This window comes from Pseudomonas sp. NPDC096950, from assembly GCF_044762525.1.
GTDB lineage: Bacteria > Pseudomonadota > Gammaproteobacteria > Pseudomonadales > Pseudomonadaceae > Aquipseudomonas.
Map to the genome: position 1 here is coordinate 22,429 of NZ_JBIWEL010000009.1, position 13,047 is coordinate 35,475.

The window sequence follows — 13,047 nt, forward strand, 5'->3', positions numbered from 1 at the left end:
TATGAAAAGCATACGTCAATGCCCGGCGGTACTGATTGCCGCGCCGGCCTCCGGTCAGGGCAAGACCACCGTGACCGCCGCGCTGGCCCGGTTGCATCGCAATCAGGGGCGCAAGGTGCGCGTGTTCAAATGCGGCCCGGACTTCCTCGACCCGATGATTCTCGAGCGCGCCAGCGGCGCACCGGTCTATCAATTGGACATGTGGATGGTCGGCGAGCAGGAAAGTCGTCGACTGTTGTGGGAAGCCGCTGGCGAAGCGGATTTGATTCTGATCGAAGGCGTCATGGGCCTGTTCGACGGCACGCCGTCCAGCGCTGACCTGGCGCGGCACTTCGGTGTGCCGGTGCTCGGCGTGATTGACGGCACCGCCATGGCCCAGACCTTTGGTGCGTTGGCATTGGGGCTCGCGAAATATCAGCCGGACTTGCCGTTCGCCGGCGTTCTGGCCAACCGCGTCGGCACCTTGCGCCACGCGCAATTGCTTGAAGGCAGTTTGACCGAAGGCTTGCGCTGGTACGGCGCATTGTCCCGGGAGACCGGGATCGAACTGCCGAGCCGTCACCTCGGTCTGGTCCAGGCCAGCGAGTTGAACGACCTCGACCTGCGCCTCGATGCGGCAGCCGATGCGTTGGCCAGCAGCTGCGAGGTAGCGCTGCCACCGGCCGTGGAATTCGCCGCCCCGGATGTGCTCGAAGCCGAGCCATTATTGGCGGGCGTACGCATCGCCGTGGCCCGCGATGAAGCCTTCGCCTTCACCTACGGCGCGAGTCTGGATTTGCTGCGGGCGATGGGCGCTGAACTGGCGTTTTTCTCGCCGATCCGCGATACCGAATTGCCGGCGGCTGACAGCCTGTATCTGCCGGGCGGTTACCCCGAACTGCACCACGTGGTGTTGTCGCAAAACACCTCCATGCTGACCGCGATTCGCGCGCATCACGCCGCAGGTAAACCGTTGCTGGCCGAATGTGGCGGCATGCTTTATCTGCTCGATTCGTTGACGGATGTCGAAGGCACTCGCGCTGAATTGGTCGGTTTGCTGGCCGGCGATGCGGTGATGCAAAAGCGTCTGGCGGCGTTGGCGTTGCAGGCGGTCGAGTTGCCGGAAGGCTTGTTGCGTGGGCACACCTATCACCACTCGTTGACCAGCACCGAACTTGAGCCGATTGCCCGGGGCCTGAGCCCGAACGGCGGGCGCGGGGCGGAGGCGGTTTATCGTGAGGGGCGGATGACGGCTTCTTATGTGCACTTTTATTTTCCGTCCAATCCGTCGGCGATTGCCGCACTGTTTGCGCCTGATCTTGAGGCCGCTTTCGCGAGCAAGCCCGCTCCCACAGTTGAAGCTGTACTACCTGAGGAAATGCGATCCACTGTGGGAGCGGGCTTGCTCGCGAAGAGGCCATGACCGACAACGCATTCAGTCAGGCCGAGCGCGAAGCGGTGTATAGAGCCATCGCCGAACGCCGCGACATGCGCCACTTCAGCGGCGGCACTGTCGAGCCCGAACTGCTGCGTCGCCTGCTCGAAGCCGCCCACCAGGCCCCCAGCGTCGGCCTGATGCAACCGTGGCGCTTCATCCGCATCAGCGATAAAGCCCTGCGCAACCAGATCCAGCAACTGGTGGAAGAAGAACGCATCCGCACCGCCGAAGCCCTCGGCGAGCGCACCGACGAGTTCATGAAACTCAAAGTCGAAGGCATCAACGACTGCGCCGAAGTGCTGGTCGCCGCGCTGATGGACGATCGCGAACGCCACATCTTCGGCCGCCGCACCTTGCCGGAAATGGACATGGCGTCGCTGTCCTGCGCGATCCAGAACCTGTGGCTGGCCGCCCGCGCCGAAGGATTGGGGATGGGCTGGGTGTCGCTGTTCGAGCCGCAAGCCCTGGCGGACCTGCTGGGTTTGCCCGTCGGCGCCAAGCCGCTGGCCGTTCTTTGCCTGGGCCCGGTCAAGGAATTCTATCCGGCGCCGATGCTGGTACTCGAAGGCTGGGCGCAGGCGCGTCCGCTCAGTGAACTGTTGTATGAAAATTATTGGGGAGTGAGTCAATGAGTGTGGCGTTGTTGAGTGTCGCCGCGGTTGCGCTGGATGCGCTGCTGGGTGAACCCAAACGCTGGCATCCGCTGGTGGCGTTCGGCCGTTTTGCCGATCGCATCGAGCAACGTTTCAACTCCGGTGGCCGTGGCTGGCGCAGCCATGGCGTCACCGCGTGGGTGATCGCGGTGGTGCCGCTGACCTTACTGGCCACCGCATTGTCCTGGGCGCCTTATGTCGGTTGGCTGGTCGAGATCCTGGCGCTGTATTGCGCCCTCGGCATGCGCAGCCTCGGCGAACATATCGAGCCGGTGGCCAAGGCCCTGCGCAGCGATGATCTGGACGAAGCGCGCAAACGCGTGGGTTATCTGGTCAGCCGCCAGACCAGCGAACTGGACAAGACCGAAGTCGCCCGCGCCGCCACCGAATCGGTGCTGGAAAACGGCAGCGACGCGGTATTCGCCGCGCTGTTCTGGTTTGCCGTGGCCGGCGCGCCAGGCGTGGTCCTCTATCGACTGAGCAACACCCTCGACGCCATGTGGGGTTATCGCAACGAACGTTTCGAACGGTTCGGCTGGGCGGCGGCAAAAATCGACGACGTCCTCAACTACATTCCTGCACGACTGGTGGCGTTGACCTACGCACTGCTGGGCAAAACCCGACTCGCGTTGAAATGCTGGCGCACCCAGGGTCCGACCTGGGACAGTCCGAACGCCGGACCAGTGATGGCTGCCGGTGCCGGTGCGCTGGGTGTCGAGTTGGGCGGGGCGGCGATTTATCACGGTGAATTGCATCAGCGTCCACAACTCGGCGAAGGCCCGGCGGCGGATGCCGACTCCATCGACCGTGGCTGGCAATTGGTCCAGCGCGGCGTATGGTTATGGCTGCTGATTCTCTGCGTGGGAGCTGAATTCTATGCTTGAGCACGGTGGCCGGCTGCGTAAGGCGGCGCTCGATTACGGTATCGCCGAAGCCGATTGGCTCGACCTGTCCAGCGGCCTGGCGCCCTGGCCGTTTCCGATCCCGGAGATTCCGCTGCGCGCCTGGGCACGTTTGCCGGAAACCGACGACGGTCTGGAGCAGGCGGCTTGCGATTATTACGGCGCAGCCCAGGTGTTGCCGGTGGCGGGTTCGCAGATGGCGATCCAGTTGTTGCCGCGTCTGCGTCGGGCCGGCAAGGTCGGCGTGCTCTCGCCTTGTTATGCCGAACACGCGGAAGCGTGGCGGCGCAACGGCTACATCGTGCGCGAAGTGCTGGAGCAAGAAGTCGATTTCTTTCTCGACAGTCTCGACGTGCTGGTGGTGGTCAATCCGAACAATCCTACGGGTCTGAGCCTGAGCCCGAGTCGCCTGCTCGACTGGCACTCGCGTCTCGCACAGCGCGGCGGCTGGCTGGTGGTCGACGAAGCGTTCATGGACAACACGCCGCAACTGAGCGTGGCACCGTTTGCCAATCAGGTCGGGTTGATCGTATTGCGCTCGTTCGGCAAGTTTTTTGGCTTGGCCGGGGTGCGACTGGGCTTCGTCCTGGCCGAGCGCAAGTTACTCAAGTTGCTCGCCGAGCAAGTCGGACCATGGGCAGTCAGCGGGCCGACCCGCGTATTGGGCCAGGCTTGTTTGCAGGACGCCGAAGGCCATGCCCGGCAACGGTTGCGCAGTGACGAGGCCAGCCAACGCCTGGCCGCGCTGCTGGAGCGCTACGATCTCAAACCCCAGGGCGGTTGCGCCTTGTTTCAATGGCTGATCACTGAGCGCGCCGAAGAACTGCATAAGTTCATGGCCCGGCGCGGCATCTTGCTGCGGTTGTTCACGAACACCAGCAGCCTGCGTTTCGGCTTGCCCGCCGATGTCGCCGAAGAAGCCCGCCTCGAACAAGCCCTGCAAGCCTTCGCCAAGGAAATCCAATGACTACGTTGATGGTGCAGGGCACCACGTCCGACGCCGGTAAAAGCACCCTGGTGACGGCGTTGTGTCGTTGGGTCACGCGCCACGGCGTCAGTGTTGTGCCGTTCAAGCCGCAGAACATGGCGTTGAACAGCGCCGTGACCGCCGACGGTGGCGAGATCGGTCGCGCCCAAGCGGTGCAGGCTCAGGCTGCGAATCTGGAGCCGCACACCGACATGAACCCGGTGCTGCTCAAACCCAACAGCGACACCGGCGCCCAAGTGATCATTCACGGCCGCGCCGTCACCACCATGAACGCCGTCGCGTATCACGACTACAAAGCCATCGCCATGCAAGCGGTGCTGGCCTCCCACGCACGACTGAGCGCGGCGTATCCGGTGGTGATGGTCGAAGGCGCGGGCTCGCCGGCGGAGATCAATCTGCGTGCCGGCGACATCGCCAACATGGGCTTTGCCGAAGCGGTGGATTGTCCGGTGGTGTTGATTGCCGACATCAATCGCGGCGGGGTTTTTGCGCATCTGGTTGGCACGCTGGAACTGCTGTCGCCCAGCGAACAGGCGCGGGTCAAAGGCTTCATCATCAACCGTTTTCGCGGCGACATTGCCTTGCTGCAACCGGGCCTCGAGTGGCTGGAAGAACGCACCGGCAAACCGGTCATTGGCGTCCTGCCTTATGTGATGGACCTGCACCTGGAAGCCGAGGATGGCATCGACCAGCGCCAGACCGACAAGGCCGATCAAGTGCTGAAAGTGGTGGTGCCGGTGCTGCCGCGCATCAGCAACCACACCGATTTCGATCCGCTGCGCCTGCACCCGCAAGTGGACCTGCAATTCATCGGCCCCGGGCAGGCGATTCCGGCCGCTGACCTGATCATCCTTCCCGGCTCGAAAAGCGTGCGCCATGACCTTGCGTATCTGCGAGCCAATGGCTGGGACACCGCGATATCCCGGCACCTGCGCTACGGCGGCAAAGTGCTGGGGATCTGCGGCGGTCTGCAAATGCTTGGCGAACAAGTTCACGATCCGCTGGGCCTTGAAGGCGCACCGGGTTCCAGCGCCGGTTTGGGTTTGCTGGCGTTCGAAACCTTGCTCGAAGAAGAGAAGCAATTGCGCAATGTGCGTGGGCGATTGGCGTTGGAGAATGCTGAAGTCATTGGCTATGAAATCCATGCCGGCGTGACCACCGGGCCGGCGTTGGAGAATGCTGCCGTGCAACTCGATGATGGTCGCTGCGATGGCGCGCAAAGCCTTGATGGGCAGATTTTCGGCACCTACCTGCATGGGCTGTTTGAATCACCGGCGGCGAGCAGCGCGTTGTTGCGCTGGGCCGGTTTGCAGAACGTGCAAGCGGTGGATTATCACGCCTTGCGCGAGCGGGATATCGAGCGGTTGGCGGATTTGGTGGAGAAGCATTTGGATACCCGGCTGCTGCGTGAGCTCTGCGGGTTTTAAGGTGGGTTTGATGGCCTCTTCGCGAGCAAGCCCGCTCCCACAGGGTTTTGGGTTAACCACAGGTTGAGTGGTCAATAGAGATCCACTGTGGGAGCGGGCTTGCTCGCGAAGACGGCAATCGCCTCACCGCACATTTATAGGACGTCACCATGCTCCAACTCATCCTCGGCGGCGCCCGCTCCGGCAAAAGTCGCCTGGCGGAAAAACTCGCGGCAGGCAGTCAACTCCAGGTCACCTACATCGCCACCAGCCAACCCCTGGACGGCGAGATGAACGAACGCGTCGCCCATCACCGCGCCCGTCGTCCCGCCGAATGGGCGCTGATCGAAGAGCCGCTGGAACTGGCCCGCGTCCTGCGCGAAAACGCCAGTGCCGAGCGTTGCCTGTTGGTGGATTGCCTGACCCTGTGGTTGACCAACCTGCTAATGCTCGACAACCCCGAGCGCCTGACTGCCGAGCGCGATGCCTTGCTGGACTGCCTGGGGTCGCTGCCGGGTGAAATTATTTTTGTCAGCAACGAGACCGGAATGGGTGTCGTGCCGCTGGGCGAATTGACTCGCCGCTATGTCGATGAAGCCGGTTGGCTGCATCAAGCCCTGGCTGAGCGCTGTCAGCGTGTTGTCCTGACCGTCGCCGGCCTGCCCCTGACTCTGAAAGGTACTGCGTTATGACTCAATCCTGGTGGCTGAACCCATGCAAACCGATCGATGCGGCCGTCGTTGAACAGGCCGAGGCCCGTCAGCAGCAACTGACCAAACCCGCCGGTTCCCTTGGTCGGTTGGAGTCGGTAGCGGTGCAATTGGCCGGGTTGCAGGGGCAGGTCAAACCCAATCTCGATCAATTGTGGATCGCGATCTTTGCCGGTGACCATGGCGTGGTCGCGGAAGGGGTGTCGGCGTTTCCCCAGGAAGTCACCGGGCAGATGCTGCACAACTTCGTCACCGGCGGCGCGGCGATCAGTGTGTTGGCGCGACAATTGGGCGCTTCCCTGGAAGTGGTGGACCTCGGCACCGTCACACCGTCGCTGAACCTGCCCGGCGTACGCCATCTGAATGTCGGCCCCGGCACCGCGAACTTCGTAAACGGCCCGGCGATGACGGCGGCCCAGGGCGAACTGGCGTTGCAGGCCGGTCGCGACAGCGTGTTGCGCGCCGTCGCTTCGGGTGCGCAGTTATTTATCGGTGGCGAAATGGGCATCGGCAACACCACGGCGGCCAGCGCTCTGGCCTGCGCTTTGCTGGATTGCCCGGTGGTGCATCTGACCGGGCCAGGCACGGGTTTGAACGCGGCAGGTGTCAGCCATAAAGCGCAAGTCATCGAGCGCGCATTGGCGCTGCACGGCGCTCAGCGTGGCGATGCGTTGCAAACCTTGTTCAACCTTGGCGGTTTTGAAATTGCGGCGTTGGTTGGCGCTTATCTGGCCTGCGCTCAGGAAGGCGTTGCGGTGCTGGTGGACGGGTTTATTTGCAGCGTCGCGGCGTTGGTGGCGGTGCGCTTGAATCCCGAGTGTCGCCAGTGGCTGTTGTTCGGCCATCGTGGTGCGGAGCCGGGTCATCGTCACGTGCTGGAAACCCTGAACGCCGAGCCGTTGCTCGATCTCGGTCTGCGTCTGGGCGAGGGCAGCGGCGCGGCGTTGGCGGTGCCGTTGTTGCGTCTGGCCTGCGATCTTCATGGGCAAATGGCGACCTTCGCTGAAGCTGCGGTGGCGGATCGTCCGGCATGACTTTGCGCCTGGATTTGTTGCGCCATGGCGAAACCGAACTCGGCGGCGGCTTGCGTGGCAGCCTCGACGATGCGCTGACTGAGAAAGGCTGGGCGCAACTGCGTGCGGCGGTGATCGGGCAGGGGCCGTGGGATCGCTTGATCAGCTCGCCGTTGCAGCGTTGTGCGCGGTTTGCTGAAGAACTCGGTGGGCAACTCGGTTTGCCCGTGCAACTGGAAAAAGATCTGCAAGAACTGCATTTCGGCGCCTGGGAAGGGCAGAGCACGGCGGCGTTGATGGAGGCCAGTTCCGAGGCATTAGGGCTGTTCTGGACCGATCCGTATTCGTTTACACCGCCCGAGGGTGAGCCGGTCAGCGACTTTTCAAAGCGGGTGCTGGCGGCGGTCGAGCGTTTGCACGTTGCCTATGCAGGCGAGCGGGTGTTGCTGATCACCCATGGCGGGGTCATGAAGTTGCTGCTGGCCCAGGCCCGTGGCTTGCCTCGTGAACAGTTGCTCAACGTTGAAGTCGCCCATGCGTCGTTGCATTCGCTGGCGGTCGGCGCCGGTCCCTTGTTACGGGAAGCGCTTTGATCATGTTGCCGTTCTGGATAGCCCTGCAATTCTTGAGCAGTTTGCCGATTCGTCTGCCGGGGATGCCGGCGCCGCAGGAATTGGGGCGCTCGCTGCTGTTTTATCCGTTGGTCGGGCTGCTTTTTGGTGCCCTGCTGTGGGTGCTGAATGGACTGTTGTCGGGCGCGCCATTGTTGCTGCACGCCGCACTGCTGCTGACGGTTTGGGTGTTGCTCAGCGGTGCGTTGCACCTGGACGGTTTAGCCGACAGCGCCGATGCCTGGCTCGGTGGGTTTGGCGATCGTGAACGCACCCTGACCATCATGAAAGACCCGCGCAGCGGACCGATTGCGGTGGTCACGCTGGTGTTGGTGTTGCTGCTGAAATTCGCCGCGTTGCTGGCGTTGATCGAGCAGGGGCATGGTGTGGTGTTGATCATCGTGCCGTTGATCGGGCGTGCGGCATTGTTGGGGTTGTTCCTGACCACGTCGTATGTGCGGGCCGGCGGGTTGGGGCAGGCGTTGGCCGATCATCTGCCGCGCAAGGCGGGGTGGCAGGTGCTGGTAGTCTGTGCGCTGGCTTGTGTGTTGATCGCGGGTGTTTTCAAAGGTCTGGTTGCGCTCGCGCTGGCGGCGGTGGGGTTTGTCTGGCTGCGGCAGGTGATGGTGCGGCGGTTGGGCGGGACCACGGGCGATACTGCGGGGGCGTTGTTGGAGTTGCTGGAGATGGCGGTGTTGGTGGGGTTGGCGCTGGTCTGCTGAATGATTGGGTGGATGTTCCGACCTCTTCGTGAACAAGCCCGCCCCCACATGGGAATGCAATCACCTGTGGGAGCGGGCTTGCTCGCGAAGGCGATCTACCCTACAACGCTCATCTTGAACCTTGCTTTCATTTAACCGCGGGTATATACACGCACCATGCTCGATTCCCAATGTTTATGTATCAACCTGCGCCGCGCCGCCCGTGGCGTCAGCAGGCATTACGACGGCGCTCTTGATGGCTTCGGCATCAATGTTGCCCAGTATTCTTTGCTGTGCAATCTGCAGCGTCTGGATCAACCGAGTATTTCCACCCTGGCCGAGGCCATGGGCCTGGACCGCAGCACCCTGGGGCGCAATTTGCGCGTACTGGAAGGCGAAGGGCTGGTACTGCTGGTCGAGGGCGAAGACATGCGCAACCGCATCGTCAAGCTCACCGAGGCCGGCGCCGAACGCCTGGCAGCCGCCTTGCCGGCGTGGGAAGCAGCGCAACAGCGGTTGATCGACCGTCTGGGCGCCGAAAAACGTGAAACCTTACTGAGATTGCTGGACGAACTGGCTTGACGCCGGTTAGTTCGACCTTAAGCGGGTATATACCCGCGACCGGAGAATAAGAATGACATCGATGTGGCGTACGTGCGGTTGGGTTTTAGTGGGGAGCGCGCTGATTCTGGCGTTGTCGTTGGGCGTGCGGCACGGCTTCGGCCTGTTCCTCGCGCCGATGAGCGCCGAGTTCGGTTGGGGCCGTGAAACCTTTGCGTTTGCCATCGCCTTGCAGAACCTGATCTGGGGCCTGGCGCAGCCGTTCACCGGCGCGTTGGCTGACCGCTTCGGCGCGGCAAAAGTGGTGCTGGTCGGGGGCGTGTTGTATGCGGTGGGCCTGATCTGCATGGGCTTTGCCGACTCGGGCGTGACCTTGTCCCTGAGCGCGGGCCTGTTGATCGGCATCGGCCTGTCGGGCACCTCGTTCTCGGTGATCCTCGGCGTGGTCGGCCGCGCCGTGCCGCCGGAAAAACGCAGCATGGGCATGGGCATTGCCAGCGCCGCCGGTTCGTTCGGCCAGTTCGCCATGTTGCCCGGCACGCTGGGGCTGATCGGCTGGCTTGGCTGGTCCGCAGCCTTGTTGGTGCTGGGCCTGTTGGTGGCACTGATCGTGCCGCTGGTGAGCATGCTCAAGGACAAGCCGCTGCCGACCCTCGGCCATGAGCAAACCTTGTCCGAAGCGTTGCGCGAAGCCTGTTCTCACTCCGGTTTCTGGCTGCTGGCGTTCGGCTTTTTTGTCTGCGGTTTCCAGGTGGTGTTTATCGGCGTGCACTTGCCGGCCTATCTGGTGGATCAACACCTGCCGGCTTCCGTTGGCACCACGGTGCTGGCGCTGATCGGACTGTTCAATATCTTCGGCACCTACACCGCAGGCTGGCTCGGCGGGCGGATGTCCAAGCCGCGTTTGCTCACTGGCCTTTACTTGTTGCGAGCGGTGGTGATCGGGTTGTTCCTGTGGGCGCCGGTTACCACGACCACCGCGTATCTGTTCGGTATGGCGATGGGCTTTCTCTGGTTATCCACGGTGCCATTGACCAACGGCACCGTGGCGACCTTGTTCGGCGTACGAAACCTGTCCATGCTCGGTGGGATTGTTTTCCTGTTTCACCAGCTCGGTTCGTTCCTCGGCGGCTGGTTGGGCGGGGTGGTGTATGACCGGACCGGGAGCTACGACTTGATCTGGCAAGTGGCGATTCTCTTGAGTCTGTTGGCGGCTGCCCTGAACTGGCCGGTGCGCGAACGGCCGGTGGCGCGCCTGCAAACCCAAATGAGTGCGATATGAACAGTCTTTGGCCGCGAATCCTTGCAGTCGCCAGCGGTGCATTGCTGCTGGCCCTGGCGTGGTGGGGCTGGCATCAGGGCGGGTTGGCGTTGATGCAGTTGGGCATGGGGACTTGCTAGCCGGATGTGAGGGCGAGTAACTTCGTTTTCTGACGATTTTTCAAGGATCCACCGACATGCTGAAACGCTGGCTTGCAGTCCCCGCGTTGCTGATGGCGTTTACCGGATTGGCCCAGGCGGCCGATTGTCCCGAGCTGTTACAGGGCTCGCTGCCCAAGTTGCGGGCCAAGGAATCCATCGATTTGTGCCAGCGCTTCGCCGGCAAACCGCTGGTGGTGGTCAACACCGCCAGCTTCTGCGGATTCGCCCCGCAGTTCAAAGGCCTTGAGGCGCTGTATCAGCGCTACAAGGACCAAGGGCTGGAGGTGGTCGGCGTGCCGTCGAATGACTTCAAGCAGGAGTCCAAGGACGGCGCAGAAACGGCCAAGGTCTGCTACGTCAACTACGGCGTGACTTTCACCATGACCGAGCCGCAGAAAGTCCGCGGCGATGATGCGACCCATTTGTTCAAGGTCCTCGCTAAACAGAGCAGCGCACCGAAGTGGAATTTCTACAAATACGTGGTCGATCGCCAGGGCAAGGTGATTGCCAATTTCTCCAGCCTGACCAAACCCGATAACCCTGAATTTATCGAAGCCGTCGAGAAAGCCCTGGCCTCGAAACCCTGATCGGCGCCCACTAAAAAGCCCCGCCTCTGTACAAGAGAGCGGGGCTTTTTTGACTCAGGTGGCGAGTGGTTCAGGCTCGCCGTGAATCATCAGAAGCGGTAGGTCGCACCAACACCGAAACCGTTCGCGTAGTTTTGATACTTGGCGCTGTAGGCCTGGCCACGGTCGTTGGTGTTGTTGATGTTGACCGACTCTTCGCGCAGGTACGAGTACGCCACGTCGATGGTCAGGTCGTCGGTCGGGCTCCAGCCGGCGCCCAGGCTGAAAATCTTGCGATCGCCAGTCGGAATGCGTGGGGAGCGGTCGGCGTTATTGGTCGGTGCCTGGTCGAAGGTCAGGCCGGTACGCAGGACCCATTGCTTGTTCAGCTGGTAGGACGCGCCGATGGCGTGAGCCCAGGTGTCGTGCCAGTTCTGTTCTTCGGTGATGGAACCGAATTGACCATTCAGGATGGTCGGAACACCTTTGTTTTCGACGGTGATTTCTTTCAGGCGGCTCCAGCGAGTCCAGGTGCTGCCCGCGTAAACGGTCCACTTGTCATCGATCTGGTGAGTCAGCGAGAAGTCCACCGATTCAGGCGTGGTCAGGTCCAGCGAAGCGTCGTACTTCTGGCTCGGGTTCTGGCCCAGCAGGCCCAGTACGCCGTAGTTGATCTTGGTGTTGCCTTCGAGCTTGTACTTCACTTTCGAGTGGTAGGTCAGGCCGACGCGGGTGCTGTCGGTCAACTGAGCCAGGATCCCGATGTTGTAGCCCAGAGCGGTGTCGTCGCCCTTGATCTTGACTTCGCCATCTGGAGCGGCCTGGGTGGCCGAAATGTTCGACTCCAGCTTGCCGTCGATACGGTTGATGGTCGGACCGAAACCGATCGACACCTTGTCGTTGAAGGCGTAGCTCACGGTCGGTTGCAGGGTCACGACTTTCACGTCGCTGGTGCTGCCGAAGTAACGGCCGGCAAAGCCGTGTTCGTAGTCGGTCACCAGACCAAACGGTGCGTATACACCTACACCAACGGCCCATTGGTCATCGATTGGCTTGACGTAGTAGCCCATCGGCACGGCGATGAACGGCACCATGTCGCCGTCGTTGCTGCCGCTGTTCGGGCGGGAGCTGGCCTTGCTGATGTCGGTGTGTGCGTCGAGCATTGCAGCGCCGCCGGTGACTTGTTCGCGCTTGATGCGCGCCATGCCGGCCGGGTTGCCATAAATGGTGCTTGCGTCATCGGCAGAGGAAGATCGCCCAGCAAAACCTGTACCCATCCCGCTAATACTTTGTTCGTTGATGGCGAAGCCACTTGCGAAGAGCTGGGTGGATGCCAAGGTAACGGCGAGGCTAAGGGTGGTTTTGAGCATGACTTTTTTCATTATTAGAACTCCTGGTGATCACCGGGGCGAAAATTACCAACATTTTCGTCCCAGCGCTATAGCCTGTATGGGTTGAGTTAGAGCGGTTTTGTAGGACAATCCAACCAGATTCGCGTCTTGTTGCGGGATCTTACGAAACGCGCTGGTCAGCAAGCGACTTGATTCATGGATGAAACACAGGTTTGCCAAGCGCAGGTGAAGTCGCGCAGGCGTCCCTGAGGCTGGAAGGTCTGGCGCCAGATTCGGGCCATGCCCAGCAAATCATCGGGATCGGGGAGGGGAGTGTTTTGCTCTTCTACCAACAGCCAGGCGATGGCGGTGGCGTAACGCAGGTTAACGGTCAATTCCAGGTGCGGACTGCTTAAAAAGGCATGCTGGCTGGCCAAGCCACGCACCAGGCTCGCTCGCTCAGGGTCGAGGGCCAGGTAGTGATCCCACAACGCCCGGTGGCGGGGCTCGGCAATTCGGTACAGGCCATGTCCACGGCGGTCATGCAGGGCGGAGCCAAGGGCTGACTGGCTGGCGGCGATGCCCAGCAACAGGGATTCGGCAGTTGCGCTATGGCGCCCGAGGTAAATCAAGGTCGGGCGGATCACATAACGGCACAGTTCGCTGGCAGCGATACCCATAAAGCCCTCGAAACATGAAATGGGCGGCGATACCTGAAGGGGGGCTTGGCAGCAGTGAATCGACTCAGGCTCGCCGGAAGCGGATC

The 13,047-nt window shown here is 62.0% G+C and carries 15 protein-coding genes; 13 read left to right on the forward strand and 2 right to left on the reverse strand.

Annotated features, from left to right (window positions below):
- Nucleotide 1: 1 nt before the first annotated feature.
- From ACIQY3_RS15795 to ACIQY3_RS15855, 13 genes are all read left to right on the forward strand, one after another.
- Nucleotides 2-1,402, forward strand: coding sequence for a cobyrinate a,c-diamide synthase (locus tag ACIQY3_RS15795; RefSeq protein ID WP_403020958.1), 1,401 nt, complete (start codon nt 2-4; stop codon nt 1,400-1,402).
- On the forward strand, nt 1,399-2,049 hold the full coding sequence (gene bluB, locus ACIQY3_RS15800) for a 5,6-dimethylbenzimidazole synthase (protein WP_403020961.1): 651 nt from the start codon (nt 1,399-1,401) through the stop codon (nt 2,047-2,049). The genes ACIQY3_RS15795 and bluB overlap by 4 nt, the downstream gene beginning before the upstream one ends.
- Nucleotides 2,046-2,954 carry an adenosylcobinamide-phosphate synthase CbiB gene (gene cbiB, locus ACIQY3_RS15805; protein ID WP_403020963.1) on the forward strand — a complete coding sequence of 303 codons (909 nt, stop codon included), beginning with the start codon at nt 2,046-2,048 and terminating at the stop codon, nt 2,952-2,954. The genes bluB and cbiB overlap by 4 nt, the downstream gene beginning before the upstream one ends.
- Entirely contained in the window at nt 2,947-3,939 is a 993-nt protein-coding gene (gene cobD, locus ACIQY3_RS15810) for a threonine-phosphate decarboxylase CobD (RefSeq protein WP_403020966.1), read from the forward strand. Before cbiB ends, cobD begins: the two co-directional genes overlap by 8 nt.
- Nucleotides 3,936-5,387, forward strand: a complete 1,452-nt coding sequence (locus tag ACIQY3_RS15815; protein ID WP_403020968.1) for a cobyric acid synthase — start codon at nt 3,936-3,938, stop codon at nt 5,385-5,387. The genes cobD and ACIQY3_RS15815 overlap by 4 nt, the downstream gene beginning before the upstream one ends.
- 149 nt (nt 5,388-5,536) lie before the next feature.
- The gene (gene cobU / locus ACIQY3_RS15820; RefSeq protein WP_403020971.1) at nt 5,537-6,058 is read left to right on the forward strand and encodes a bifunctional adenosylcobinamide kinase/adenosylcobinamide-phosphate guanylyltransferase; all 522 of its coding nucleotides are present in this window, start codon (nt 5,537-5,539) and stop codon (nt 6,056-6,058) included.
- Nucleotides 6,055-7,110, forward strand: a complete 1,056-nt coding sequence (gene cobT, locus ACIQY3_RS15825) for a nicotinate-nucleotide--dimethylbenzimidazole phosphoribosyltransferase (protein ID WP_403020973.1) — start codon at nt 6,055-6,057, stop codon at nt 7,108-7,110. Before cobU ends, cobT begins: the two co-directional genes overlap by 4 nt.
- Nucleotides 7,107-7,682, forward strand: coding sequence for an alpha-ribazole phosphatase family protein (gene cobC, locus ACIQY3_RS15830; RefSeq protein ID WP_403020975.1), 576 nt, complete (start codon nt 7,107-7,109; stop codon nt 7,680-7,682). Before cobT ends, cobC begins: the two co-directional genes overlap by 4 nt.
- A gap of 2 nt (nt 7,683-7,684) precedes the next feature.
- Nucleotides 7,685-8,422, forward strand: coding sequence for an adenosylcobinamide-GDP ribazoletransferase (locus ACIQY3_RS15835; protein WP_403020978.1), 738 nt, complete (start codon nt 7,685-7,687; stop codon nt 8,420-8,422).
- Nucleotides 8,423-8,578: 156 nt separating this feature from the next.
- Complete coding sequence (locus ACIQY3_RS15840) at nt 8,579-8,983, forward strand: MarR family winged helix-turn-helix transcriptional regulator (protein WP_403020981.1); 405 nt, start codon at nt 8,579-8,581, stop codon at nt 8,981-8,983.
- A 52-nt stretch (nt 8,984-9,035) separates the two neighbouring features.
- Complete coding sequence (locus ACIQY3_RS15845) at nt 9,036-10,244, forward strand: MFS transporter (RefSeq protein ID WP_163909131.1); 1,209 nt, start codon at nt 9,036-9,038, stop codon at nt 10,242-10,244.
- Nucleotides 10,241-10,363 carry a hypothetical protein gene (locus ACIQY3_RS15850; protein ID WP_403020985.1) on the forward strand — a complete coding sequence of 41 codons (123 nt, stop codon included), beginning with the start codon at nt 10,241-10,243 and terminating at the stop codon, nt 10,361-10,363. Before ACIQY3_RS15845 ends, ACIQY3_RS15850 begins: the two co-directional genes overlap by 4 nt.
- Nucleotides 10,364-10,419: 56 nt before the next feature.
- Entirely contained in the window at nt 10,420-10,971 is a 552-nt protein-coding gene (locus ACIQY3_RS15855; protein ID WP_403020987.1) for a glutathione peroxidase, read from the forward strand.
- A gap of 89 nt (nt 10,972-11,060) precedes the next feature.
- On the opposite strand, the gene ACIQY3_RS15860 is transcribed toward ACIQY3_RS15855, so the two are convergent.
- Together ACIQY3_RS15860 and ACIQY3_RS15865 are read right to left on the reverse strand one after the other, a co-directional pair.
- The gene (locus ACIQY3_RS15860; RefSeq protein ID WP_403020990.1) at nt 11,061-12,332 is read right to left on the reverse strand and encodes an OmpP1/FadL family transporter; all 1,272 of its coding nucleotides are present in this window, start codon (nt 12,330-12,332) and stop codon (nt 11,061-11,063) included.
- A gap of 146 nt (nt 12,333-12,478) precedes the next feature.
- Complete coding sequence (locus ACIQY3_RS15865; RefSeq protein ID WP_054049533.1) at nt 12,479-12,961, reverse strand: hypothetical protein; 483 nt, start codon at nt 12,959-12,961, stop codon at nt 12,479-12,481.
- Nucleotides 12,962-13,047: the final 86 nt, after the last annotated feature.